This is a genomic window from Frondihabitans sp. Leaf304, from assembly GCF_001423105.1.
Lineage (GTDB): Bacteria > Actinomycetota > Actinomycetes > Actinomycetales > Microbacteriaceae > Frondihabitans.
The window spans coordinates 610,148-635,164 of the sequence record NZ_LMNV01000002.1 but is presented as its reverse complement, the minus strand read 5'-3'; the positions used below and the strand labels follow the sequence as shown (position 1 = coordinate 635,164).

Annotated in this window: 20 protein-coding genes; 19 read left to right on the top strand and 1 reads right to left on the bottom strand. The window is 66.5% G+C overall.

The annotated features are described in order from the left end of the window. Positions 1 to 8: 8 nt before the first annotated feature. The 12 genes from ASF54_RS02795 to ASF54_RS02740 all read left to right on the top strand — a co-directional run bounded on the left by ASF54_RS02795 (position 9) and on the right by ASF54_RS02740 (position 10,650). Positions 9 to 686 (top strand): L-threonylcarbamoyladenylate synthase, encoded by a 678-nt coding sequence (locus tag ASF54_RS02795; protein ID WP_055958550.1) that lies wholly within the window; start codon positions 9 to 11, stop codon positions 684 to 686. 10 nt (positions 687 to 696) lie between these two features. Then, a complete protein-coding gene (locus tag ASF54_RS02790) occupies positions 697 to 2,145 on the top strand; it encodes an MraY family glycosyltransferase (protein ID WP_235480913.1) in 1,449 nt (482 codons plus the stop codon). After that, positions 2,142 to 2,600 carry a hypothetical protein gene (locus ASF54_RS02785; RefSeq protein ID WP_199726233.1) on the top strand — a complete coding sequence of 153 codons (459 nt, stop codon included), beginning with the start codon at positions 2,142 to 2,144 and terminating at the stop codon, positions 2,598 to 2,600. Before ASF54_RS02790 ends, ASF54_RS02785 begins: the two co-directional genes overlap by 4 nt. Positions 2,601 to 2,852: 252 nt before the next feature. Next, a complete protein-coding gene (gene atpB, locus ASF54_RS02780) occupies positions 2,853 to 3,653 on the top strand; it encodes a F0F1 ATP synthase subunit A (protein ID WP_370544456.1) in 801 nt (266 codons plus the stop codon). Positions 3,654 to 3,701: 48 nt separating this feature from the next. Next, the gene (gene atpE, locus ASF54_RS02775) at positions 3,702 to 3,938 is read left to right on the top strand and encodes an ATP synthase F0 subunit C (RefSeq protein WP_055958547.1); all 237 of its coding nucleotides are present in this window, start codon (positions 3,702 to 3,704) and stop codon (positions 3,936 to 3,938) included. 9 nt (positions 3,939 to 3,947) lie between these two features. Beyond that, on the top strand, positions 3,948 to 4,502 hold the full coding sequence (locus ASF54_RS02770; protein ID WP_055958545.1) for a F0F1 ATP synthase subunit B: 555 nt from the start codon (positions 3,948 to 3,950) through the stop codon (positions 4,500 to 4,502). Positions 4,503 to 4,504: 2 nt separating this feature from the next. Continuing rightward, on the top strand, positions 4,505 to 5,299 hold the full coding sequence (locus ASF54_RS02765; RefSeq protein WP_055958543.1) for a F0F1 ATP synthase subunit delta: 795 nt from the start codon (positions 4,505 to 4,507) through the stop codon (positions 5,297 to 5,299). Between the two features lie 105 nt (positions 5,300 to 5,404). Then, positions 5,405 to 7,039, top strand: coding sequence for a F0F1 ATP synthase subunit alpha (gene atpA / locus ASF54_RS02760; RefSeq protein WP_055958542.1), 1,635 nt, complete (start codon positions 5,405 to 5,407; stop codon positions 7,037 to 7,039). A 43-nt stretch (positions 7,040 to 7,082) separates the two neighbouring features. Then, entirely contained in the window at positions 7,083 to 7,982 is a 900-nt protein-coding gene (locus tag ASF54_RS02755) for a F0F1 ATP synthase subunit gamma (protein WP_055958539.1), read from the top strand. A gap of 35 nt (positions 7,983 to 8,017) precedes the next feature. Beyond that, positions 8,018 to 9,478, top strand: a complete 1,461-nt coding sequence (gene atpD, locus ASF54_RS02750) for a F0F1 ATP synthase subunit beta (RefSeq protein ID WP_055958535.1) — start codon at positions 8,018 to 8,020, stop codon at positions 9,476 to 9,478. Between the two features lie 2 nt (positions 9,479 to 9,480). Continuing rightward, positions 9,481 to 9,741 (top strand): F0F1 ATP synthase subunit epsilon, encoded by a 261-nt coding sequence (locus ASF54_RS02745; protein WP_055958533.1) that lies wholly within the window; start codon positions 9,481 to 9,483, stop codon positions 9,739 to 9,741. A gap of 150 nt (positions 9,742 to 9,891) precedes the next feature. Then, positions 9,892 to 10,650: a YaaA family protein gene (locus ASF54_RS02740; protein WP_055961913.1), complete on the top strand. Its 759-nt coding sequence runs from the start codon at positions 9,892 to 9,894 to the stop codon at positions 10,648 to 10,650. A gap of 84 nt (positions 10,651 to 10,734) precedes the next feature. Here ASF54_RS02740 and ASF54_RS02735 read toward each other — a convergent pair whose 3' ends face one another. Beyond that, positions 10,735 to 11,238 carry a methylated-DNA--[protein]-cysteine S-methyltransferase gene (locus ASF54_RS02735; protein ID WP_084815893.1) on the bottom strand — a complete coding sequence of 168 codons (504 nt, stop codon included), beginning with the start codon at positions 11,236 to 11,238 and terminating at the stop codon, positions 10,735 to 10,737. A 153-nt stretch (positions 11,239 to 11,391) separates the two neighbouring features. Here ASF54_RS02735 and ASF54_RS02730 point away from each other — a divergent pair, with 153 nt between their 5' ends. From ASF54_RS02730 to ASF54_RS02700, 7 genes are all read left to right on the top strand, one after another. Next, positions 11,392 to 11,775, top strand: coding sequence for an FHA domain-containing protein (locus ASF54_RS02730; RefSeq protein WP_084816120.1), 384 nt, complete (start codon positions 11,392 to 11,394; stop codon positions 11,773 to 11,775). Further along, positions 11,772 to 12,602, top strand: coding sequence for a PP2C family protein-serine/threonine phosphatase (locus ASF54_RS02725; RefSeq protein ID WP_055958526.1), 831 nt, complete (start codon positions 11,772 to 11,774; stop codon positions 12,600 to 12,602). The genes ASF54_RS02730 and ASF54_RS02725 overlap by 4 nt, the downstream gene beginning before the upstream one ends. A 229-nt stretch (positions 12,603 to 12,831) precedes the next feature. After that, positions 12,832 to 14,265 (top strand): serine/threonine-protein kinase, encoded by a 1,434-nt coding sequence (locus ASF54_RS02720; protein ID WP_055958523.1) that lies wholly within the window; start codon positions 12,832 to 12,834, stop codon positions 14,263 to 14,265. Then, positions 14,262 to 20,111 (top strand): Ig-like domain-containing protein, encoded by a 5,850-nt coding sequence (locus ASF54_RS02715; protein WP_157509989.1) that lies wholly within the window; start codon positions 14,262 to 14,264, stop codon positions 20,109 to 20,111. Before ASF54_RS02720 ends, ASF54_RS02715 begins: the two co-directional genes overlap by 4 nt. 46 nt (positions 20,112 to 20,157) lie before the next feature. Next, positions 20,158 to 21,129 carry an AAA family ATPase gene (locus ASF54_RS02710; RefSeq protein WP_055958518.1) on the top strand — a complete coding sequence of 324 codons (972 nt, stop codon included), beginning with the start codon at positions 20,158 to 20,160 and terminating at the stop codon, positions 21,127 to 21,129. Positions 21,130 to 21,190: 61 nt separating this feature from the next. Next, complete coding sequence (locus tag ASF54_RS02705) at positions 21,191 to 22,618, top strand: DUF58 domain-containing protein (RefSeq protein WP_084815892.1); 1,428 nt, start codon at positions 21,191 to 21,193, stop codon at positions 22,616 to 22,618. Continuing rightward, entirely contained in the window at positions 22,615 to 25,014 is a 2,400-nt protein-coding gene (locus tag ASF54_RS02700; protein WP_055958515.1) for a transglutaminaseTgpA domain-containing protein, read from the top strand. The genes ASF54_RS02705 and ASF54_RS02700 overlap by 4 nt, the downstream gene beginning before the upstream one ends. The last annotated feature ends 3 nt before the right edge of the window (positions 25,015 to 25,017 follow it).

Below are 25,017 nucleotides of genomic sequence, written 5' to 3'. Positions count from 1 at the left end.
GGTGAGTCATGGCCTCCCTCTACGACTGCGCGAGCGACGCAGAACTCCTCACCGGTATGCGCTTGGCGCGCGCCGCACTCGGGCGCGGTGAGCTCGTCGTCGTGCCGACCGACACCGTGTACGGCATCGCCTGCGACGCATTCGATCCCGAGGCCGTTCAGCGCCTGCTCGATGCGAAGGGCCGCACGCGCCAGTCGCCGCCACCCGTGCTCGTGAAGTCGCAAGAGACCCTCGCCGCCCTCGCCGAGAGCGTTCCCGACCTGATCAGACCGCTCCTCGACGAGTTCTGGCCCGGTGGGCTGTCCGTGATCCTGCGCGCTCAACCATCGCTGGCGTGGGATCTCGGCGAGACACGGGGCACTGTCGCCCTCCGTCAGCCCGACAACAAGCTTCTGCTCGAACTGCTCGAAGAGACCGGCCCGCTGGCCGTGTCGAGTGCGAACCTGACCGGCAAACCCGCCGCCATGAGCGCGATGGATGCCCTCGAGATGCTCGGCGACAGCGTCGAGGTCTATCTCGACGGCGGCACGGCGGGCACGGCGTACGAGCCCCGTCCCGGGGCGAACAGCGGGTCGACCATCGTCGATGCGACGGCCGCAGCTGACGGGGTGCTGCGCATTGTCCGTCACGGGGTCATCTCCGACGACGAGATCCGTCGCGTCGTAGGCGACGACGTGGTCGTCTGAGGCTCGCGCGATGAGGTACTACCTGCTGGCCGCGGCCGTCTCAGCCGTCGTCAGCTTCGCCTTCTCGGTGCTCGCCTGGCGCCTCGGCACGAAGTACAAGCTGGCCCCCAAGATCCGCGACCGCGACGTGCACACGAACCCCACGCCTCGGCTCGGGGGAGTGGCGATGTTCATCGGCGTCGTCGTGGCCCTGCTGTCGGCGTGGTTCATCTTCCCGTTGATATCGGGAGTCGACTACTTCCGTCTCGTCTTCTCGGAGCCCGGCCACATCCTCGCCATCTTGGCTGCCGCCTTCATCATCGTGGTCGTCGGCGTCATCGACGACCTCTACGACCTCGACTGGATGACCAAGCTCGCGGCCCAGATCATCGCGGCGGGTGTGCTGGCCTGGCAGGGCGTGGCTCTCGTCTCCCTGCCGATCGGCGGTCGCACGGTCGGTTCGAGCTACATGTCGCTGATCCTGACCGTTTTGGCCGTCGTTCTGGTGATGAACGCCGTCAACTTCATCGACGGTCTCGACGGCCTGGTGGCGGGTGTCACGATCATCGCCAACGGCGTGTTCTTCATCTACAGCTTCGTCCTCGCGAGCGGCACCGAGGGCGTGGAGTACTTCAACCTCGCAGCTCTCGTGTCGGCGGTGCTGATCGGGGCCGCGGTGGGCTTCCTCCCGCTGAACTGGCACCCGGCACGCATGTTCATGGGCGACGCCGGCGCGCTCCTGACCGGCCTTCTGATGGCCGTCAGTGCGATCTCGGTCACGGGCAACATCGACCCGACGACGACCGACCGCAGCACGCTCCTCCCGGCGTTCATCCCGATCGTCCTGCCGTTCGCGATCCTCATCGTGCCGCTGCTCGACTTCGGCCTCGCCGTGCTTCGGCGGGTCAGTGCCGGTAAATCGCCGTTCAGCGCCGACCGCAAGCACCTCCACCACCGCCTGCTCGACATGGGGCACTCGCACTTCCACGCCGTGCTGATCCTCTACGGCTGGACGGCCGTCGTCTCGATCGGCTGCCTGCTGTTCTACTTCCCGATCCCGACGAACTGGGTGATCATCTTCCTGGTGGTGGGGCTCGTCGTGTGCGCGGCCCTCACCCTGTCGCCCCTCAGCCGCCGCAAGCGGGTCGAGATCGCCGTTCAGAGCGCCCCCTCCGCCAGCGCCGCCGATGCCGGAGTCGAGCGCTTCGACGCCCTCGATCAGGCCGGTCGCTCCGTGGTCGGCGCGCCGAAGCCGACGGCCGCCGAAGAGCGCTCCGCAGTCGAGGGCTTGCGCGGCACCGTGTCGTCGCACCGGACGCCCAAGCCGGGATCAGCTCTCGGCCTGAGCGCCGTCGAGCCGTCTTCGAACGCGCCCCGTGATTCGAGTACGACTGGCGCCTCGCCTTCGACTCCCACAGGAGCCCCCGCCTCGCGGCCAGCAGAACCAGCCCGCCCCACCGAGACAGAACGGCACGCATGAACCCCGAGAACAACCGGATCTACACCAGGATTCTTCGCTACGGTGCGTTGCTGGCTCTGGCCATCGCCGTCATCGGCTGCCTCGTCGGCGGCCTCACCGTGGGTCCGACCGGTGTGGCCGGCGCCCTGGTCGGCACCGGCCTGGCGCTGCTCTTCACCGGAATGACGGCCGCAAGCATTTTGCTCGCGTTCAAGGCGTCGGGCGGCAACATGATCAGTGGAGCGTTCTTCGGCATCGTGCTCGGCGGATGGCTGCTCAAGTTCATCATCTTCATCGTTCTGGTAGTGCTGTTGAAAGATGCCGTGTGGGTTGACCGCTACGTGCTGTTCTTCGCCCTGGTCGCCGGCGTGGTGGGCTCGCTCGTCGTCGATGTCGTCGTCGTGATGCGATCGAGGCTGCCGTACGTGAGTGACATCCAGCTTCCCGGTGCACGAGACGCAAATTCCGACAAATAAGCGGCGTGACGGCCCGGAATGGTTCGTCTGGCGGCCAATCTGTTGATAGGCTGAACTTGTTCGTGTCCCCGGCCTGTTTAGTGCCGAAGGGTCGCTTCCCCACAGATCATCGCCGCGTCTCGCGGTGGCGGGCGGGGCTGTTGCACGACAGGCGTTGTCTTAATTGGCTCGTCGGTCGCGCCGTGGTTTCGTTCGGCGCCGAGTGTCCGCGTCCCGAATCAGGAGATAGCGCTGTTAGCTAACGCCATCACCCTGTTGCATCCTCTCGCCGCAGCGAGTGATAGCAGCGGAGGTTTCCAGGGCCCATCGATCGACGAATTCTTTCCGTCGGTCCTTCTCTTCGAGGGCACTCCTTTCGAGATCACCCGCATCACGCTGGCACGATTCTTCGTCGTCATCGTCCTCTTCCTGATCTTCTGGATCGGCACCCGGCGCATGAAGCTCGTGCCCGGTCGCTTCCAGAGCGTCGTCGAGATGGGTCTCGACCTCGTCCGAGTCAACGTCGCCGAAGATCTGCTAGGCAAGAAAGACGGCCGTCGCTTCCTGCCGTTGCTGACGACAATCTTCTTCATGGTGCTGTTCATGAACCTCACGGGCATCATTCCCGGGTTCAACATCGCTGGCACGTCCGTCATCGGCATTCCGCTGATCCTCGCAGTCGTCGCGTATGTCGCTTTCATCTATGCGGGTCTCAAGAAGCACCCGGGTACGTTCCTGCGCAACGCGCTGTTCCCGCCTGGTGTGCCGTGGCCGCTCTACATCATCGTGTTCCCGATCGAGCTCGTCTCGACGTTCGTGCTTCGGCCGATCACGCTGACTCTCCGGCTCCTGATGAACATGGTCGTCGGGCACCTTCTCCTCGTCCTCTTCTTCACGGCGACGTCGTTCTTCTTCTTCGAGTCGGGCAACCTGTTCGCCCTCTTCGGAATCGGCACGATCGCCTTCGGCTTCGTCTTCACCCTGTTCGAGATCCTCGTGGCTGTTCTTCAGGCCTACGTCTTCTCGCTGCTCACCGCTGTTTACGTTCAGCTCGCTCTGAACGACGAACACTAATAACGGCCCGGGCATCCGCCCAAGCCGCCATCACGGAAGGAAACACACGTGGACGCAACAACCGTTCTTGCTGAGATCAGCGGAAACATCGCGACGGTCGGTTATGGCCTCGCGGCAATCGGCCCCGCCATCGGCGTCGGTATCGTCGTCGGCAAGACCATCGAGTCGGTCGCCCGCCAGCCCGAGCTGCAGGGTCGCCTCACGGTGCTCATGTACATCGGTATCGCCTTCACCGAGGCACTGGCGTTCATCGGTATCGCTACGTACTTCATCTTCACCAACTAAGGAAGACGCATGAACAGCGCACAAATGATCGTTGCGGCGGGTGAGGAACACAACCCGTTGCTGCCCGCGACACCCGACCTCGTTTGGGGTGCTGTGTGCTTCATCGCGATCCTCCTGATCTTCTGGCGCCTCGTGCTTCCTCGCATGAAGGCGACGCTCGACGAGCGTGCCGAGGTCATCGAAGGCGGCATCAAGAAGGCCGAGAACGCTCAGGCTGAAGCGGCTGCCGCCCTCGAGGAGTACAACAAGCAGCTGGCCGACGCCCGCTCCGAGGCTGCCAAGATCCGCGAGCAGGCGCGCACCGACGCGACCCGTATCGCCAACGATGTGAAGGCTCAGGCGCAGACCGATGCCGACCGCATCACGGCGAATGCGACCGCGCAGATCGAGGCAGAGCGTCAGAGCGCTCTGGTCTCGCTGCGAAGCGAGGTCGGATCGCTCGCGATCGACCTGGCTTCCGGTGTCATCGGCGAGAGCCTCAGCGACGACGCCAAGGCCTCGGCCATCGTCGACCGCTTCCTGGCCGACCTCGAGGCCGACGAACAGTCAAAGGCAGGCAAGTAACCGTGGGTTCGATGTCGAGAGAGGCACTTGCGTCCGCGCGAGGCGTGCTCGCCGACCTCGGCGACGCGGCAGACCTCACCACGGGTGAGCAGTTGCTCAATGCGGGTCGCATCATCGGCGGCTCCTCGAAACTTCTCGCCTACCTGGCCGATCCGGCTGAAGACGTGGTCGGCAAGAAGGCGTTCCTCGATCGAGTGTTCGGAGAGTTCACGCAGTCGGCCCGCGCGCTTCTCACCTCGATCGTCGGCAGCCGCTGGTCGTCTCACGGCGACCTGCTCGCCGGCATCGAAGAGATCGGCATCCGGACGATCGCGAAGAGCGCGCCTGTCGGTCTTTCGATCGAGGGTGAGTTGTTCGCCTTCGGCGAGGTCGTCGCCTCTGACGCCGGGCTCGAACTGGCTGTCGGCACCAAGTTGAGCGACGGGCCCGCGAAGTCGGGTCTCGTCGAGCGGCTCCTCGCCGGCAAGGCCTCGCAGCAGACGATCTCGATCGTCTCGCAGCTCGTCCAGCAGCCTCGTGGCCGCCGGATCGGCGAGCTCATCCGCAACGCGAGCGCCATCGTGGCCGACCAGTCCGATGAACTCGTGGCAGTCGTCACGAGCGCAGCACCCATCGCTCAGGAGCAAGTGACCCGACTCGAAGCCGGTCTCGCCCGGCAGTTCGGTCGTAACCTTCGAGTCAATCTGGTCATCGACCCGTCCATTCTGGGCGGACTTCGGGTGCAGGTCGGCGACGAGGTCATCGACGGGACCGTCTCGACGCGTCTCAGCGATCTCCGACTGCAGCTGGCCGGCTAGACACCACCGACGCAACGGCTCGCCGCACACACCAGCGGGCTGACCCACCGACTCGAGGCGAGTGCCTCGGTTACTGTGACAAGACATAACGACAAAGGAATCCCAATGGCAGACATCAAGATCAGCCCTGATGAGATTCGCGACGCCCTCAAAGACTTCGTCTCGGCGTACGAGCCCTCGCAGACGTCAACAACCGAGGTCGGACACGTCATCGACGCCGCCGACGGTATCGCCCACGTCGAGGGTCTCCCCGGCGTCATGGCCAACGAACTCATCCGCTTCGACAACGGCGTTCTGGGCCTCGCCCAGAACCTTGACGAAGACGAGATCGGTGTCATCGTCCTCGGCGAGTTCAGCGGCATCGAAGAGGGCATGGAGGTCACCCGCACGGGTGAGGTCCTCTCTGTTCCCGTGGGCGAGGGCTACCTCGGTCGCGTCGTCGACCCCCTCGGAAACCCGATCGACGGTCTCGGCGAGATCGAGACCTCGGGCCGTCGTGCCCTCGAGCTCCAGGCTCCCGGTGTCATGCAGCGCAAGTCGGTGCACGAGCCCATGCAGACCGGTATCAAGGCAATCGACGCCATGATCCCGATCGGCCGTGGCCAGCGTCAGCTCATCATCGGTGACCGCCAGACCGGCAAAACGGCCATCGCGATCGACACGATCATCAACCAGAAGGCCAACTGGGAGTCCGGCGACACCAACAAGCAGGTTCGCTGCGTGTACGTCGCCATCGGTCAGAAGGGTTCCACGATCGCTTCGGTCAAGGGCGCCCTCGAAGATGCCGGAGCCATGGAGTACACGACGATCGTCGCGTCCCCGGCTTCCGACCCCGCCGGCTTCAAGTACCTCGCTCCTTACACCGGCTCGGCCATCGGTCAGCAGTGGATGTACGAGGGCAAGCACGTCCTCATCGTCTTCGACGACCTGTCGAAGCAGGCTGAGGCCTACCGTGCCGTTTCGCTGCTGCTTCGCCGCCCGCCGGGACGCGAGGCTTACCCGGGTGACGTCTTCTACCTGCACTCTCGTCTACTCGAGCGTTGCGCGAAGCTGTCCGACGAGCTCGGCGCCGGCTCGATGACGGGTCTTCCCATCATCGAGACCAAGGCGAACGACGTCTCGGCGTACATCCCGACCAACGTGATCTCGATCACCGACGGCCAGATCTTCCTGCAGTCCGACCTCTTCAACGCCAACCAGCGCCCTGCTGTCGACGTCGGAATCTCGGTCTCGCGAGTCGGCGGTGACGCTCAGGTCAAGTCGATCAAGAAGGTATCTGGCACGCTGAAGCTCGAGCTGGCCCAGTACCGCTCGCTCGAGGCCTTCGCCATGTTCGCTTCCGACCTCGATCAGGCCAGCCGCCGCCAGCTCGCTCGTGGTGCTCGCCTGACCGAGCTGCTCAAGCAGCCCCAGTACTCGCCGTTCCCCGTCGAGAAGCAGGTCGTCTCGATCTGGGCCGGTACCAACGGAAAGCTCGACGAAGTTCCCGTCGCCGACATCCTGCGCTTCGAGGCTGAGCTGCACGACTACCTCGACCGCAACGGCGATGTCCTGACGACCCTTCGCGAGAAGAACGTCCTCTCCGACGAGATCGTCGCCGAGCTCGACTCCTCGATCGACTCCTTCAAGAAGGAGTTCCAGACCGGCGAGGGCAAGCCTCTCGCCTCGGTCGGACGCGAAGAGTTCACGGCCACAGACGCCGAAGACGTCAACCAGGAGAAGATCGTCAAGTCGCGCTAGCGGCTGACCGACCTTTTCCTCACACGACACCAACAGGAGACACATGGGAGCGCAACTTCGGGTCTACCGACAGCGCATTCGCTCTGCCCAGACGACCAAAAAGGTCACCCGGGCGATGGAGCTCATCTCGGCCTCGCGGATCCAGAAGGCCCAGGCGCGCATGGTCGCGTCCGGTCCCTATTCGCGTGCGGTCACCCGCGCCGTGTCAGCCGTGGCGACGTTCTCGAACGTCGACCACGTGCTGACCACCGAGCCCGAGTCCATCGACCGAGCCGCCATCGTCCTCTTCACCTCCGACCGAGGCCTCAACGGGGCCTTCTCGTCGAACGTGCTGAAGGCGGGCGAAGAATTGGCCACGTTGCTCCGGAGCCAGGGCAAGGAGGTCGTCTACTACCTCGTGGGTCGGAAGGCGGCCAGCTACTTCGCCTTCCGCCAGCGTGACGCCGAGCAGGGATGGACGGGCAACACCGACCAGCCCCAGTTCTCGACGGCCAAGGAGATCGGCGACGCCGTCGTCTCCAAGTTCTTGACCGACTCGGCCGAAGGCGGCGTCGACGAGATCCACGTCGTTTACAACCGCTTCGTGAGCATGGTGACGCAGACCCCCGAGGTCGTCCGACTCCTGCCTCTCGAAGTGGTCGAGGGTGTCGAAGAGCCCGAAGAGAACGCGATTCTGCCTCTCTACGAGTTCGAGCCCGATGCGGAGAACGTCCTCGACGCGCTCCTCCCGGTGTACATCGAGAGTCGCCTGTTCAACGCGATGCTGCAGTCGGCCGCTTCCGAGCACGCCGCTCGCCAGAAGGCGATGAAGTCCGCGAGCGACAACGCCGACACCCTGATCCGCGATTACACGCGTCTTGCCAACAATGCGCGCCAGAGCGAGATCACGCAGCAGATCTCCGAGATCGTGGGCGGCGCAGACGCCCTGAGCTCGGCCAAGTAGCCTGCCTTCCACAGAGGCAATGAGAAGAGAGAAAAATGACTGACATCGCCACCGCGCCAGTCGAGGCCGACAAGGCTCCCGGTGTCGGGCGTATCGCCCGCGTCACCGGTCCTGTCGTCGACATCGAGTTCCCGCACGATGCCATCCCCGGCGTCTACAACGCGCTCAAGACGTCGATCACCATCGGTGACCAGCACGTCGACCTCGTCCTCGAGGTCGCACAGCACCTCGGCGACGACCTGGTCCGCGCCATTGCCCTGAAGCCGACCGACGGACTCGTCCGCGGCCAGGAGGTCACCGACACCGGAGCACCGATCTCGGTCCCGGTCGGAGACGTCACCAAGGGCAAGGTCTTCAACGTCACCGGCGACATCCTCAACGGTGCCCCCGGCGAGACCGTGGAGATCACCGAGCGCTGGCCGATCCACCGTCAGCCGCCGGCTTTCGATCAGCTCGAGTCGAAGACTCAGCTGTTCGAGACCGGTATCAAGGTCATCGACCTCCTCACGCCTTACGTTCAGGGTGGAAAGATCGGCCTCTTCGGCGGTGCGGGCGTCGGAAAGACCGTCCTCATCCAAGAGATGATCCAGCGCGTTGCGCAGGATCACGGTGGTGTCTCGGTCTTCGCCGGTGTCGGTGAGCGCACCCGTGAGGGCAACGACCTCATCATGGAAATGGAAGAGGCGGGCGTCTTCGACAAGACCGCCCTCGTCTTCGGCCAGATGGACGAGCCGCCGGGAACGCGTCTTCGCGTGGCCCTGTCGGCGCTGACGATGGCGGAATACTTCCGCGACGTGCAGAAGCAAGACGTGTTGCTCTTCATCGACAACATCTTCCGCTTCACTCAGGCGGGCTCCGAGGTCTCCACGCTGCTCGGCCGTATGCCGTCGGCCGTTGGTTACCAGCCGAACCTCGCCGACGAGATGGGTGTGCTCCAGGAGCGCATCACCTCGACCCGCGGTCACTCGATCACCTCTCTGCAGGCGATCTACGTTCCTGCCGACGACTACACCGACCCGGCTCCGGCGACGACGTTCGCTCACCTCGACGCAACGACCGAACTGTCGCGCGAAATCGCGTCTCAGGGTCTCTACCCGGCCGTCGACCCGCTGTCTTCGACAAGCCGCATTCTCGACCCGCGGTACCTGGGCGAGGACCACTACAACACGGCCATCCGCGTCAAGGCGATCCTTCAGAAGAACAAAGAGCTCCAGGAGATCATCGCGATCCTCGGTGTCGACGAGCTCTCCGAAGAAGACAAGATCACCGTTTCGCGTGCGCGCCGCATCCAGCAGTTCCTCTCGCAGAACACCTACATGGCGAAGAAGTTCACCGGTGTCGAGGGTTCGACTGTGCCGCTGAAAGACACGATCGAGTCGTTCACCGCTATCGCCAACGGCGAGTTCGACCATGTCGCAACGCAGGCATTCTTCAACGTCGGTTCCATTTCTGACGTCGAAGAGAAGTGGGCACAGATCCAGAAGGAGAACGGCTGATCATGGCCGCTCTCACAGTGAACGTCGTTTCGGCGGATCAGCAGATCTGGACGGGCGAAGCCGCGCAGGTCACGGCTCGCACCACCGAGGGCGAGATCGGTATCCTTCCGGGTCACGAGCCGGTTCTGGCGATCCTTGCTTCCGGGCAGGTTCGCGTCCGCCAGGCAAGTGGTGCCACGGTCGAGGCTACGGCCGAAGACGGGTTCCTCTCTGTGGAGAACGACACGGTCACGATCGTCGCCCGGAACGCGTCGCTGGTCTGATCGTTCCAACCCAGCCGTAAAAGCCCGGGCGGGCAGTGCACTCTGCACTTCCCGCCCGGGCTTTCGTCTGTCCGGGGTCGGTTGCCCCGTCTCCTCACCTATGCCCACGTGTTGTGCGACGGCGAGTCGTCGCCTGCTTTCGAGATGCTGATGCCCCTCCTCTTTCTTCTGCCCCCGTCCGAGACGAAACGAGACGGAGGATCACCCGACTCCGTTCTCGACTTCACAGCGCTGTCTTTTCCCGGTCTCGACCGGCAGCGGCGATCGGTCACGGCTGCGCTGCATCGCCTGAGCCGCGACCCCGAGGCGACCATGGCGGCTCTGAAGATCGGCCCTCGTCTCGCGACCGAGGTCGAGCGCAACCGTCTCGTGAAGAAGTCACCCACCCTGCGGGCCCTCGAGAGGTACACCGGAGTCGCCTACGATCCCATTGGTGCGTCGGAGCTTCCGCCGGAGGCATGGGCCTGGGCTGGCGAGCACCTCGCCATTCATTCCGCCCTTTTTGGCCTGGTGGGGGCGACCGACCCCATTCCGGCGTATCGCCTCTCTCATGACTCCCGCCTGCCGGGAGTTGCGCTGAAGGCCCATTGGTCACGCGCGGTTGCTCGGGTGCTGGCGGATGCCGGAAGACCGGTCATCGACCTCCGCAGCGAGGGCTACGCCGAGCTCGGCCCGGCACCCGCCGGCAGTGCCTTCGTTCGGATCGTGTCCGACGATGGCGGTCGGCGGCGCGCGCTCAACCATTTCAACAAGAAGACCAAGGGCGTGCTCGTTGCACGACTCCTGGCTTCGCGCCCTTCGCTCGAGTCGATCGAGGATTTCGTGGGGTGGGCACGAGATGACGGCATCGTCGTCGACACTTCGGGCGCTGAGCTCGAGATCGTGTCGGAGTCCGTCCTTCGCGGGTGACCAGTGGGATCCTCGGGGCCTTCTCCGAGAGAGCGCAACACTCGTGACGGTCGTGCCGGCGTGGGCACGGCGACCGGGAACGCGTCAGGCGAATGCCTCCTGCTCGTGTCGGAGAAGCCAGCGTTTCGTCTCGATGCCCTCGCCGGGTGTGTAGCCGGTGATTCGACCATCGGAACCCACGACACGGTGGCACGGGATGAGGATGGCGATGCGGTTGGCGCTGATGGCGCCGCCGACTGCACGGGCGCCGTTCTCACGGCCCACACGGTGGCCGAGCTCTCCGTAGCTGATGGTCTCACCGCACGCGACGCGGAGGAGTGCGCCCCAGACCTCGTCTTGAAACGGAGTGCCGATCTGCAGAAGCGGGAGGTCGAATCGATCTCGCTTGCCCGCGAAGTAGTCGTCGAACTGCCGACGCGCCTCGTCGTGGAGAGCGGTGGGGCACTCGTCGAGACCCTCTCCGGGGAGGACGCCGCCTCGGGCGATGTCGACGCGGATGATGCTGCCGGATCGGGTGTGGATGCCAAAGGCCCCAACGGGGGAGTCGTAGCGGACGAAGGAGGTGGGAAAGAGGCGTGTTTTCTGCATGGGGCGACGCTAGAAGGAAGCGCAGCAACCGCGGGGGCGCTTTCCACAGGCCTGACAAGGGGCGACGAAAGAGCCGGGAGAACCGGGACTGTCGACCATTGGTAGCGTGATCCCATCCGCCGACCGGCGGTCGATCGAGGAGGGCCCGTGGCGATGCTCAGCCCCCAGCGATTTCATCGCGTTCGGCTCGGCTCCGAGGCGGTGGAGCTCACTGCCCCGGTAATAGTGGGTCGTCGTCCTTCTGCGCCCCGGGTGGTCCGGGGAGTCACGCCGGTGCTGCTGACCGCTCCGTCGCCCCGGCGCGAAGTCTCGTCCACTCACGTCGAGATCAGGCAGGAGGGCAGTGCCGTCGTGGTCACCGACCTCCGCTCGACCAACGGAACGCGTGTGACCATTCCGGGGCGGCATCCGGTCGCTCTTCGGCAAGGCGAGTCGATCGTCGTGCTCGTCGGCACCACAATTGATATCGGAGACGGTAACCGTCTCGAGATCCTGCCCAGTACGCGCATCACTCCTCAGGAAGACTTCACTCCGTGACAGAGATCGGCCGCCCGACGACCGCCCACAGCATTCGCTTCGACGAGGGGTCGACCGTCGTGCTCGACTGGGCGGGCGCTACCGACGTCGGTAAGCGTCGCGCCCACAACGAAGACAGCTTCATCGCCCGGGCACCGCTCTTCGTGGTCGCCGACGGGATGGGCGGGCACAGCGCCGGCGACGTTGCGAGTGACGCGGTCGTCACCCGTCTCGACCAGGCCGCCGACGGTGATTTCTTCGACACCGAGGCCCTTGAAGAAGCCCTTCGCACAGCGACCGACGACATCGAGATCGCCGCCATCGGCACCGAGCTGGGTGTGGGCACCACGGTCACGGGAGCGATTCTCACGCGGGAGGGCGAGGGGGCGTTCTTCACCATCTTCAACGTCGGCGACTCGCGCGTCTACATGCTCGATTCCGGTGTGCTCCGCCAGGTCACCGTCGATCACTCTGTAGTGCAGGAGATGGTCCAGGCGGGCATGCTGCACCCCGATGACGCCGAGAATCACCCCGACAGCAATGTGATCACCAAGGCGATCGGCTTCGGGGCGGAGCCGAGCCCCGACTACTGGAGAGTCCCTGCCCGGCCGGGGCTTCGGATCCTGGTCTGCTCTGACGGTCTCACCAAAGAGTTGAACCCGCGAGCGATCGCCACGCTGCTCGATGCGAACCCCGAGTCGAACGCGGCTGCTCAGGCTCTCGTCTCGGCGGCCGTCGAGGCGGGCGGGCGCGACAACGTGACGGCCGTGGTCGTCGACGTGCGCGGTGCCGAGCACCCGGGTGACATCGAGGCGACCGTTCCCACGGGACAGCTGCCCCGCAACTGATTCGCGGCGGGCCACGTCGGCTCTCAGTGCCCGGCACCCCCCGAAATGGGGTGTCCCCGGTTGTCCCCAGATGCACCCCCGAGACGAGAGGGGTGTCGGCGGCTCCGCTTACAATGACGGACATCGGCAATTCGTCGGGGCTTGCAGAGCATCAGCCCCGGGCGGAGAAAACAGGGCGCACCCAACGCCCTGCGAATGCTGATCCGCACGCACTCGAGGAGGGGGCGACATGGCACGACGCCTCCCTTCTCAACCCCCGGTTCTCCCGGGTTTCTCGCACATGCACGTGCTCGGCTCGGGTGGTTTCGCCGATGTGTTCCTGTATGAGCAGAACATGCCGAGGCGTCAGGTCGCTGTCAAGGTCATGCTGAGCGAGGTCGTCAACGACCAGGTTCGTCAGATGTTCCAGGCCGAGGCCAATCTGATGGCGCAGCTGAGCGCTCACCCCTCCATCCTCACCGTCTACCAGGCGAGTGTGTCGGCCGATGGGCGTCCGTATCTCGTGATGGAGCTCTGCTCGTCGTCGTTGAGCGAGCGCTATCGGCGCGAGCGCATCCCCGTCGCCGACGTCCTCCGCATTGCCGTCAAAATCGGCAGCGCCCTCGAGACGGCCCATCGGCAGGGTGTTCTGCATCGCGACGTGAAGCCGTCGAACATCCTGATGACCGCCTACGGCCATCCCGTGCTCTCCGACTTCGGCATCGCCGCCTCGCTCGGCGAGAGCGAACCGAGCGAGGTCGTGGGGCTGTCGATCCCGTGGTCGGCCCCGGAGGTCTTGCGTGACGACAGCTCGGGCACGATCGCTTCGGAGGTCTGGTCGCTCGGTGCCACGGTGTACTCGCTTCTCGCCGGTCGCAGCCCGTTCGAGGTGATGGGGGGATCGAACACCTCGAGCGACCTCATGGCTCGAATCGAGAAGGGTCGATTCCAGGCGATCGGCCGAACGGACGTGCCGTCCGGGCTGGAGGCGACACTCGCGCGAGCGCTCTCGCACCGACCCGAAAACCGCCAGGGTTCGATTCTGGAGCTGATCCGGGAGTTCCAGCAGGTCGAATCCGAGATCGGAGTCGCCCAGACCGCGATCGAGGTGGCGGTCGACGATTGGGCACTGGCCACCGTCGCCGATCTCGAAGACCGCACCCGGGTGCGCGGCTCCGAGACGCCGACCTCGGGCTCGTCGAATCGACGGCGACGTCGTCGACCCGCTGCCTCGTCAACACCCGTTTCGCGCACGCTCGACACCGGGGTGCGCAACTCGAATGCCATTCCCCGGTCGACGGGCACGCGCCCGGCCGGGCCGGTACGGCGTCGCCAGTACGTGTGGTGGGGCGTCATCGCGGCGGCGGCCGTGCTCATCGCCCTCGGGGGCGTCGCCACGCTCTTCCTCGTGCGATCGACGTCAACCGACATTCCACGGGTCAGCGACATCCAGGCGACGACCAAGGGATCGTCGATCGAATTCAGCTGGGCGGATCCGGGCATCCGGAGCGGCGACTCGTACCTCGTCACGCAGGGCACCGACTCGAGCACCCAAACCTCCTCGACGTTCCTCGCGCCCGTCGACTCCGGTCAACAGGTCTGCATCACGGTCACCGTCACCCGCGAGGGCAAACCCGGGCAGGTCAGCGCCGAGAAGTGCGCTTCGCCGGAGGAGACCGGGTGAGGCGGCTCCTCTCCTATCTGTCGACTCACCGATCGTTTACCGCGACCGGTCTGGGCGTGGTGCTTCTGGCGGCCGTGGCAGCCACCATCGGCCTGACGAGCCCCGGCTACCAAGCCCAAAAGCTCAACCTCGACGACGGAACCGTCTGGGTGACGAACCAGTCGCTCTCGGCCGTCGGGCGGGCCAATCCCGGTGTGCTCGAGCTGAACTCGGCCGTCCGTTCGAGTAGCTCCGACATCTCCGTGGTGCAAGATCCCCAGAATGTCTTGCTGGTGAACCGGAGCGACGCCACGGTCGGCGTGGTCGACACGGCCACGGCCGAACTCGGTCAGACCGTGCCCCTTCCTCCCGACTCTCCCGACGTGCTGATGGCGGGCGACACGGCAGTCGTTCTCTCGCAGAAGACCGGACAGTTCTGGACGACACCGGTCGACACTCTGGCCTCATTCGACGCGCAGACCCAGGCCGAGCTCAGCCTCGGGTCGACCGTGACGACGGGCATGAGCCCCGCCGGCCGTCTCTCCGCCTACTCGGCCGATACCGGCGAGCTCTCCATCGTCTCGTCGGTCACCCGGTTCGGGGTCACCGACCGTGCGCGCCTGAGTCTGCCCAAGCGCGATGCTTTCCAGGTCGCGACCGTCGGATCCCACTGGGCGGTTCTCGACCGGACCACCAAGACGCTCGTGGTTGACGGTCGCCCAGTGGAGCTCTCCGGCGAGATAACAGGCCGGGCGACGCTGCAGCGATCGGCGGATGCCGGATCCTCGATCTTGGTCGCGGGCTCTTCGGGCCTCGTCTCGGTGTCGTTCGGTGGCACGGTGACGAATCGGGTCGCCGATCGATCGGGAACACCGGCTCGACCGGTCGTCGTCGGCGGCTGTTCCTACGCCGCATGGACCGACGGCGCGTCGTGGACCGACTGCCCGGGTGCAGGGGCGGCCGCTACTGGCGTGACCGAGCTGGCCTCGGTGCCGTCGTCGGCGGCGCTGGCCTTCGCCGTCACGGGTTCTCGGGTCGTGCTCAACGACACGGCCGGGGGACGGGCGTGGGCGATTCAGCGGGACGGTCAGCTCATCGACAACTGGGGCGACCTGATCGACGATCAGCGCGACCAGCAGAACGACGAGACACCCGTCACCGACGACAAAGAGAAGCTCGAGGTGCAGCAGAAGCCTCCCGTGGCGACTGCCGACAACCTCGGTGCCCGGGCTGGGCGAGCCACCCTGCTTCCGGTGCTTCTCAACGACTACGACCCCAACGGCGATCCGATCTCGATCGACTCGGTGACCGATCCCACGTCGGCAGGCGCGACAGTGCAGGTCGTGTCGAACCGGCAGCAGATCATGCTGACGCTCCCCGCGGGGGCGACCGGATCGGTGACGTTCGACTACACGATCTCGGACGGCCGCGGTGGCACCTCGACGGCGCGGGTGACGGTCGGAATCCACGGCGATGCCCTCAACGGCGCTCCCAAGCAGGTGCGGGCTCTCCGCGACGTCGTCTCGTCGTCGGGGCGGGTGACGGTCGACACTCTGGGATCGTTCGTCGACCCGGATGGCGATCCGTTCTACTTGACCGGCGCGTCGGGTGGCGACGGGGGCACGGTCACGTTCAAGCCGACCGGCGAGGTCGTCTACCAGGATGCCGGCGACGGGCCGTCGACCCAAGAGATCGTGCTCTCGCTCTCGGATGGCCGCTCGACCGGCCGTGGAACCCTGCAGATCACCGTCGACGCCCCTGGCGCCACGCCCCTCCGCGCCGAGTCGTTCTCCGTCCAGGCCGACGAGAACCGCACGACCACCATCAATCCGCTCCGCTACGCCTCCGGCGGTTCCGGCGCGATCAAGCTGAACAGCGTCCCCGCGAAATCGGGCGTGACCATCACGCCGAGCTACTCGACGGGCACGTTCACCTTCGTCTCGGGCAACGTGGGCTCGCACCAGCTCGAGTACACAGTGACAGACGGTCAGAAGACCGCCACCGGCACGATCCGGGTCGACGTCCGCAGCCCTCCCGACCCGAACACGGCTCCGATCACGACACCGAAGACCGTCTTCGTGCAGACGCTCAGCTCGCAGTCGGTCGACATCACGGCGACCGACATCGACCCGGCGGGCAACGTGCTCATGGTCACGGCCGTCGATGCTCCGGCGACCGCGTCGGGAGTCCAGGTGCAGACCCTCGAGCAGCGCTACCTCCGGATCACGCTGGCGCAGCCCATCGAGGCCCCCGTCTCGTTCACCTACACGGTCTCGAACGGGCTCGCGTCGTCGACGGGCACCGTCACCGTGGTCGAGATCCCGAAGCCGTCGCAACTCCAGCCGCCGATCGCGACCAACGACCAGGTCACCGCCCGCGCCGGCCAAGCGGTCGACATCGACGTCCTCGCCAACGACGAGCAGCCCGACGGCGAAGACATCGTGCTCGAGCCGAAACTCGTCTCGAACGTCTCGTCGGGGGGAGGGCTGCTGTTCGTGTCGGGGGAGCAACTGCGGTACCTCGCGCCCACCACACCAGGAAACTTCACGGCCGAGTATGCCGTCGACGGACCCGACGGTCAGAGGGCGACGGCTCAGGTCAGCATCTCGGTTCGCGAATCCGACCGCTCCACCAACCAGGCGCCGGTTCCGCAGACCGTGACGGCACGGGTCGTGGCGGGGCAGACCGTGCGGGTGCAGGTGCCCCTCGACAACATCGACCCCGACGGCGACTCCGTTCAGCTGCTCGGCGTCGACTCGAACCCGCAGAAGGGCAGCGTGTCGAGCGTCGGAGCCGGCGACATCGAATACCAGGCGGGGAGCTACTCGGCTGGCACCGACACCTTCACGTACACGGTCGTTGACGGGCTCGGTGCTCGGGCGACCGGCACAGTGCGCATCGGCATCGCCCCGCGCGCCCAGGGATCGAAAGACCCGATCGCAGTGGCCGACGCAGTCACCATGCGGCCGGGCGGAAGCATTCTGGTGCGGGTCTTGGCCAACGACTCCGACCCCGATGGGCAGGCGCTGCGGGTCACGGCGGTTCGCCCGAACGACACGTCCGTGAAGGCGACGATCCTCGCCGACGGCGTGGTGCGGGTCACGCCGCCCGCCAAGACGAACACCTATGGGCTCGTCTACACGGTGGCGAATGCCAGCGGGGGTAGCAGCTCGAACTTCATCACGGTCAAGGTCGACCCCCGGGCCGAGCTCAACTACCCCGAAGCGGCCGACAGCGTGCTTACTCTCAAAGATGTGCTGGGTCGTACGACAGTCGACGTCGACGTGCTCGCGAACGTGTTCTTCGCCGACGGCAGCGTCTCGAGCCTCGGCCTGCGCCTCGTCGACGGGTACGGAGACACGGCGAGGGTTCTTTCCAACAAAAGGATCCGGGTCACCGTCACCGCCCAAAGCCAGATCATCCCCTTCGCCGTCTCTCATCCCGACGACTCGCGCATCACCACCTACGCGTTCATCCGCGTGCCGGGCTCCGACGAGACGCTCCCACAGATCGACGAGACGGCGCCCGGGCTCTCCGTGGTCAGCGGCGCCACCCTCGACATCGACCTCAACGACCACGTCGTGGCAACGGGATCCAACGGGGTCCGGGTGACCGACAGCAGCACCGTTCGGGCGACGCACTCCGACGGAGCGAAGCTCGTGGTCGGCCCGAGTCGGCTTCGATTCACCTCGGCCGCTGGCTTCTTCGGCCAGGCGTCGATCTCGTTCCAGGTCACCGACGGCACCTCGGCTGACGACCCGAACGGTCACGTCGCGACGCTCGTGCTGCCCATCACGGTCACTGCCAGGCAGAATCAGCCGCCGGTCTTCCAGGCCTCATCGATCGATCTCGAGCCGGGGGAGTCTCGCACTCTCGACCTCCGACGTCTCACCACCTACAACTACCCGAACGACCTCGGGCAGCTCCGCTACGCCCTCACCACGTCGAGCGTGCCCGGCTTCCGGGTGGAGCTGACCGGCTCGAACCTCACCGTCTCGGCGACCTCGAGTGCCGAAACGGGCGACACGGGCCGGATCGGCGTCACCGTTCGAGACCGCACGTCGGCTGCGCAGGCCGGATCCGTCTCGATGACGGTCGTCCGTTCGACGAGGCCGTTGGCGATCGCCGCCGCCGACACCGCGATCGTCAAGCGCGGTTCGACAACGGTCGTCGACGTCCTCGCCAACGATCGGGCCGCGAACCCGTTCCCGGGTCAGGCGCTGCGCGTGATCGCGATCCGCGGCCTCGGCGGCAGCTCCCTGCCGAAGGGGGTGTCGGTGAAGCCTTCCGCCGACAAGAGCCGCCTGACCGTCACGGTGTCCGCGTCAGCGAGGCCGACGAACTCGAACCTGCAGTACCAGATCGCTGACGTCACAGGCGATCCGTCCCGGTACGTCTGGGGCAATGTCACGATCTCTGTGCAGGACATCCCGGACGCACCGGCGGCACCCACGCGCTCGGGTACCTTCGTGGGCGGCGAACTGACGCTCACCTACCAGGCGTCGGTGGCCAACAACTCCGCGATCACGTCGTACCGGCTCACGGGCACCTCGGGCTCGGCGACCTACGTCAAAGACTGCGGGACCTCCACCCTGTGCACGCTCACCGACCTCGAGCCCGGCGTGCGCTACCAGTTCTCCGTCCAGGCGATCAACGCCGTCGGAGCGTCGCAACCGAGTGCCCTGAGCTCGGCGTACAGCGCCGACTTCGTCCCCTCGGCCCCGACCGGGGTGACAGTCACCCCGTCGTCGACCACTCCGGGTGCGCTCGTGATCGCGTGGAATGCCGTGCCGAAACCGGCCCGAGGCACGTCTGTCGCCAGCTACGTGGTCGAGATCGCCGGCGACGGTGCCCCCGGATCGCAGACCGTACCCGCTTCATCGACCTCGACCACGATCGGCGGGCTCACCCCGGGTGCGCAGTATTCGGTGCAGGTGTACGCCAAGAACGCCGCGGAGGTCGATAGCTCCGACGACTGGGCTCGCAGCGGCGCGGTCACGGGCTCACCCGTGGGCACGCCCGCGCCGGTCACCGGCATCACCGCGTCGAGCGACCGAAACGGCGCGATCACGGTGAGCTGGACGGCCGCGGGGAGCAACGGGGGCAGCGCCGTGAACTACGTGGTGGGGCGCGATGCCGCCGGATCCTCGACCCCCGCGTGCAGTGCCACCAGCAAGCCCGGCGCGATCTCGAATTCGCTGCAGGCGACGTCGTACGTCGACTCCAACGCGTCGGACGGCAAGTCGTACACGTACTTCGTCTACGCCGACAACGGCTACTTCTGCTCGGCGGCGAAGTCGGACGGCGTGCAGAGCCTGGCGGCTCCGGGGCAAGCCTCGGCGTCAATCGCCGTAGCGCCCAGCACGACTTCGGTCTTCTCCGATGTCACAGTCGGCGATCTGTCTGTCGCCAGCGGAACGGCCGTGCTTTACCAGGTGCGGAGCTCGGGCGTCTGGACGACCGTGCAGCGCGGAGACCAGCTGACCAGCTCTCAAGATCGAAGTGTGTACGGGTCGCCTCAGACCTATACCGTTCGCGGCTGCCGCGATGCCGCTGCGACAGTGTGCGGGCCCGCCGGAACGAGCAATTCGGCCACACCCGTCAGCACCGATGTCGGAGCGACCTACACGGGGCCGACAGACCTCACTCTCACCGGCAGCTACGCGTTCAACTACGACCCGGCTGCGAACCCCGGCTACAGCAAGCTCGAATTCCGCTGTGTCGGCGGCGACTGGCAGGATGCGGTGAGCGGCGCGAACTCCTGCACGGTCGACGGAGGGGGTCTCCTTGCGCCGAGCCTCGATATCAGAGTGACCGCTAACGGGCAGACTTACGAGCACACGTTCTCCGACCCGGCCACACCGTAAGCCCCAGCGCCGCGATCGTCACCCACACCAAAGGAACCCCCCGAGCATGAGCATGACGCCTGAGCAGGCCACCTGGTTCGCCGATATCTTCGCGCGCCTCGTCGGCAACGTCGACAAGGTGCTGCTCGGCAAGTCGTTCGTGATCAAGCTGTCGTTCACGGCCCTTCTGAGCGAAGGCCATCTTCTGCTCGAAGACTTCCCCGGCACGGGCAAGACGTCACTCGCCCGAGCCGTCGCGCAGACCGTGCAGAGCGAGAGCTCCAGGATCCAGTTCACCCCCGACCTCCTGCCCGGCGACATCACCGGCGTCAGCATCTACGACCAGAAGACGAGCGAGTTCGAGTTCCACCGCGGACCGATTTTCGCGAACATCGTGCTCGCCGATGAGATCAACAGGGCGAGCCCGAAGACCCAGTCCGCGCTTCTCGAAGTCATGGAGGAGTCGCGCGTCACGGTCGACGGGGTGACGCACGAGGTGGGGTCGCCGTTCATGGTGATCGCCACCCAGAACCCCATCGAACAGGCGGGCACCTACCGCCTGCCCGAGGCGCAGCTCGATCGGTTCCTGATGAAGACCTCCATCGGGTATCCCGACCATGCGGCCACCCTGCGGATCCTCGAAGACTCCGCGGTTCGCGTGCACGAGGGCAGCCTGTCGCCAATCGTCGAGGCGGGAGTCATCGGCGAGATGTCTCGCCTCGCGCGAACGGTGCACGTCGATCCGGTCGTCGCCGACTACGTCGCCCGGATAGTCGAGGGCACTCGAACGGCTCCCGAAGTGCGCCTCGGTGTGAGCGTCCGCGGCGCTCTGTCCCTCGTGCGTGTCGCCAAGACGTACGCGGCGTCGACCGGTCGGCACTACGTGACGCCCGACGACGTCAAGCTGCTCGCCGAGCCCGTTCTCGCCCACCGGATCGTGCTCGATCCCGAAGCTGAGTTCGACGGAGTCACCGCCAGCAGCGTCATCAGCCAACTGCTGATCGAGATCGCGCCGCCCGCCGAGAGGGTCTCCGCGTGACCTGTGCGGCGGCGTACGCGTGACGCCGCCGGGAGAACGCGCTCGAACCGAGGGCTCGCGGGTGCAGGGATCGCCGGCGGAGCGGTCTCGCGCTGGGCGGCCGGGCCCCGACCGGGCGCGCGGCGAAAGCACGCGAAACGCCACTGCCGACTCGCACTACGGAACCAGCACGCAGGGGCTCACGAACGCCCGCACCCGGATCGTGGGCGACAGGCAGGGCTTCAGCGCCGACATCGTCGTGCTCATCGTCCGACTCGGCCGTCGGCTCGCTCTCGTCCTCAGCCGGGGAGTCGAGGTGGCCTCGAGCGTGGTCACCCCGGTCGGTTGGGCACTGCTGGTTCTCACCCCCGCCTGCCTCGTGGCGGGCTATGCGCTCGGCTGGGTCGAGCTCGTCACGGTCGGATTCGCGCTCGTCGTCATCCTGATCCTGGCGGTCGTCACGGCCATCGGTCGCAGCGTCTTCACGATCGCTCTCGATCTGCCTCACAGTCGGGTGGCTGTGGGCGATGAGGCCTCCGGTCGCGTGACGGTGAGCAATCCGACGAGGCGCCGCGTGCTCGGGATCACCGTCGAGATTCCGATCGGCGCCGGTCTGGTGGAGCTCACCCTCCCGGGCCTGCGCGGGGGTGAATCGGTCGACGAGACCTTCGAGGTGCCGACGAACAAGCGCGGGGTCATTCCCGTGGGGCCGGTTCGCACGGTTCGCGGAGATCCGATCGGCCTCGTCCGCCGCGAGCTCGACTGGACCGACGTCGTCGAGTTGTTCGTCCACCCGCGCACCATCGGCATTCCGTCGACGAGTACCGGGCTGATCCGTGACCTCGAGGGCAGTCCGACCCGCGACCTCTCGCCGAGCGATATCTCGTTCCATGCCCTTCGCGAATACCTTCCGGGCGACGACCGCCGCCACATCCATTGGAAGTCCAGCGCCCGCGCGGGCACCTACATGGTGCGGCAATTCGAAGAGACACGTCGCAGCCACATCGTCATCGCCCTGAGCCTCGCTAACGCCGACTTCGCCACCGAGGAGGAGTTCGAGCTCGGCGTCGGCGTGGCGGCGTCACTCGGGGTGCGCGCGATTCGCGACGCCCGGGAGGTCTCGGTGGTCGTGTCGGAGCGGACCCCCGAGTTCGCGAAGCGGAAGACCCTGGCCGTCCGTCCGCTGTCGACCCTCACCCCGACCCGTCTCCTCGACGATCTCTCGCTGGTGGCCTATTCCGAGGCCGCGCTCGGAATCTCGGACGTCGCTCGGGTGACGGGGGAGCAGGTCGCCGGCATCTCGGTCGCGTTCCTCGTGGTCGGCTCGACGACGGGTATCGGTGAGTTGCGCGCAGCCGCCTCGGCGTTCCCGGCGGGCGTCGAGACGGTGGCGATCGTCTGCGATCCCGAGACGGTTCCCGGCCTTCGTCGCGTCGCCGACATGACCGTGTTGACGGTCGGCTACCTCGAAGACCTGCAGAAGTCACTCGCACGGACGGTGGCGTCATGACCGTCGTCGACCGGAGAGAAACACCGACGACTGGATCGACGGCCCGCGGGCCGGGGCTCCGCCCGCGATCCACCCGGCCGAAGATCCGCACCGGTTTCGCCCTGGCCCAGACAGCCCTCTATTTCGTCGTCATGGTGGCGGCTAGCGCCACCCTCTGGCCCATCTACCGCAGCAGCGCCTTCCTGATCCTGCTCGTCGGCGGCTTCGCGCTCGGGGCGACCATCGCTCTCGCCGGTCTTTTTCTGCGGTTGGCGAGCGTCTGGATCCTCGCGCTTCTGATCGTGGCGTTCGGGGTCTTCGGGGTCGCTCTCGCGGTGCCGAACCAAGCGCTCTACGGGGTGCTCCCGACCGTCGACGGTCTGCGTGAGCTGGTCGGGGGCGTCGCGCTCGGCTGGAAGCAGCTGCTGACCATCACGCTCCCGGTGGGCGACTATCAGGCCCTGCTGGTCCCGGCTCTAGTGCTCGTGCTCGCCGGGACGACCGTGGGGCTCAGCACGGCGTTCCGCAGCCGCCGCGCCGAGCTCGCGCTCGTGCCGCCCGTGCTGATCTATCTGGTGGGCATCGTCCTCGGTCCTCGCGAGCCCCTCCTGCCCCTGGTCACCGGACTGGTGCTGCTCGCGGTGTCGGTGCTCTGGATCGTCTGGTGGAGGCTTCGCCGGCGGCGCCTGGCCATCGACCTGCTGACACGGGGAACGGCTGCCGGCCGCCGGAGGCCATCCGGAGGTGAGGCTCGCGGTCGGTCCGGTCACGGCGCCGTGGCACGCCGTGCCGTCGCCGGAACGCTGCTGACTCTCGTCGTCGCGACCGCCGCGGGAGCGGCTGTGACCGGTGCAATCGGTCCGAAGTCGTCCCGCTGGGTCGCCCGCGACGCCGTGCAGACGCCTTTCGATCCGCGCGACTACGTGAGCCCCCTCAGCGGATTCCGCGCCTACGAGCAGTCCGCCGAGGCCGACACACCCCAGATCACGGTTACCGGTCTCGGAGCGGGCGGTTTCGTCAGGATCGCCACTCTCGACACCTACGACGGCGTGCAGTACTCGGTCGGCAGCGACGAAGTCTCGACCGCTTCGGGCACCTTCACGCGCGTGCCCACGTCGATCGATCAGGCTCAGGTCAGGGGCAGGCAGGTCACGATCGATGTAGCCGTCGACGGCTACACGGGTGTCTGGGTTCCGACCGTGGGCAAGCTGGAGTCGATCGACTTCGGCGGCTCGAGAAGCACCGCTCTTCGAGACGCGTTCTTCTACAACGACACCACGGGCACCGCCGCCGTGCTCGGCGGGCTCGCACAAGACGACTCGTATCGGCTCACTGCCGTCGAGCCGCAACAGCCCTCGCGAGCGGCGCTCCAGTCGTTGACCCCCGGCGACGCCACTGTGCCTGCGCCGACGAAGGTGCCCTCGGCACTCACGGCCGCCCTCGAGTCGTACGTCGACGGGGTTCAGGGGCAGGGCCCACGCCTGCAGGCGGCCCTCGACGGCCTGAAGAAGAACGGGTACGTGAGTCACGGCGTCGGTTCCGACGAACCCGCCAGCCTCTCCGGCCACGGAGCCGACCGACTCACCCGCCTCTTCACAGACAACCTGATGATCGGCGACGGTGAGCAATACGCCGCGGCAGCCGCGCTGATGGCCGACGAACTCGGGTTCCCCGCGCGGGTGGTACTGGGATTCGCCGGCTCGTCATCGACGGGCGGCACGGCGACCTTTACAGGATCCGACATCACGGCTCGTATCGAGGTCGACACCGCCCAGTACGGCTGGGTCTCGCTCGACCCGAACCCGGAACCCCGCGAGATCCCGAAAGACCAGCAGGTCGATCCGAACCAGGTCTCGCGACCCCAGTCGGTGATTCAGCCACCCCAGCAAGAGGCCGACCCGCCGAACGATCAGACCCAACCGCAGAGCCGCCAGGACAGCCCCACCGATCCACCGGCCTGGATCGCCCTCCTGGTCGCCGCCGGCCGCATCGCCGGCTGGGCCGCCCTCATAGCAGGCCTGGTGATGTCGCCGTTCCTCGCGATCGTCGCGGTCAAGGGGCGTCGACGGGTGCGGCGGCGCCGGGCCCGTGACCCTGGCGTCCGCATGACCCACGGATGGCAGGAGTACCACGACGCCGTCGTCGACCACGGCATCCCCACCCCGAGCGCCGCCACTCGAAGCGAGGTCGCGGCGGCGGTCGGCAGCACCCGCGCCGGTGTTCTCGCTCGCGTAGTCGACCGGGCCGTCTTCGCTCCCGAGCCGCCGTCCGCGCCCGACGCGGATCGCGTCTGGAAGGCGGTCGGCGAGATGCGCACCCATCTCGATACCGGCCTCACTCGGTGGCAACGATTCCGGGCCGCGGTCTCGACGAGGTCGCTCCGTGGATACCATGGCCGGAAGCCTTTCAAGCGTTAGGGA

Excerpts from the sequence above, each read along its gene's own strand:
- ASF54_RS02745 (WP_055958533.1), top strand. The coding sequence starts at position 9,481 with ATGGCCGCTCTCACAGTGAACGTCGTTTCGGCGGATCAGCAGATCTGG.
- ASF54_RS02790 (WP_235480913.1), top strand. The coding sequence starts at position 697 with ATGAGGTACTACCTGCTGGCCGCGGCCGTCTCAGCCGTCGTCAGCTTC.
- ASF54_RS02740 (WP_055961913.1), top strand. The coding sequence starts at position 9,892 with ATGCCCCTCCTCTTTCTTCTGCCCCCGTCCGAGACGAAACGAGACGGA.
- atpD (WP_055958535.1), top strand. The coding sequence starts at position 8,018 with ATGACTGACATCGCCACCGCGCCAGTCGAGGCCGACAAGGCTCCCGGT.
- ASF54_RS02720 (WP_055958523.1), top strand. The coding sequence starts at position 12,832 with ATGGCACGACGCCTCCCTTCTCAACCCCCGGTTCTCCCGGGTTTCTCG.
- atpA (WP_055958542.1), top strand. The coding sequence starts at position 5,405 with ATGGCAGACATCAAGATCAGCCCTGATGAGATTCGCGACGCCCTCAAA.
- ASF54_RS02700 (WP_055958515.1), top strand. The coding sequence starts at position 22,615 with ATGACCGTCGTCGACCGGAGAGAAACACCGACGACTGGATCGACGGCC.
- ASF54_RS02770 (WP_055958545.1), top strand. The coding sequence starts at position 3,948 with ATGAACAGCGCACAAATGATCGTTGCGGCGGGTGAGGAACACAACCCG.
- ASF54_RS02710 (WP_055958518.1), top strand. The coding sequence starts at position 20,158 with ATGAGCATGACGCCTGAGCAGGCCACCTGGTTCGCCGATATCTTCGCG.
- ASF54_RS02785 (WP_199726233.1), top strand. The coding sequence starts at position 2,142 with ATGAACCCCGAGAACAACCGGATCTACACCAGGATTCTTCGCTACGGT.
- ASF54_RS02755 (WP_055958539.1), top strand. The coding sequence starts at position 7,083 with ATGGGAGCGCAACTTCGGGTCTACCGACAGCGCATTCGCTCTGCCCAG.
- ASF54_RS02730 (WP_084816120.1), top strand. The coding sequence starts at position 11,392 with ATGCTCAGCCCCCAGCGATTTCATCGCGTTCGGCTCGGCTCCGAGGCG.
- ASF54_RS02735 (WP_084815893.1), bottom strand. The coding sequence starts at position 11,238 with ATGCAGAAAACACGCCTCTTTCCCACCTCCTTCGTCCGCTACGACTCC.
- ASF54_RS02795 (WP_055958550.1), top strand. The coding sequence starts at position 9 with ATGGCCTCCCTCTACGACTGCGCGAGCGACGCAGAACTCCTCACCGGT.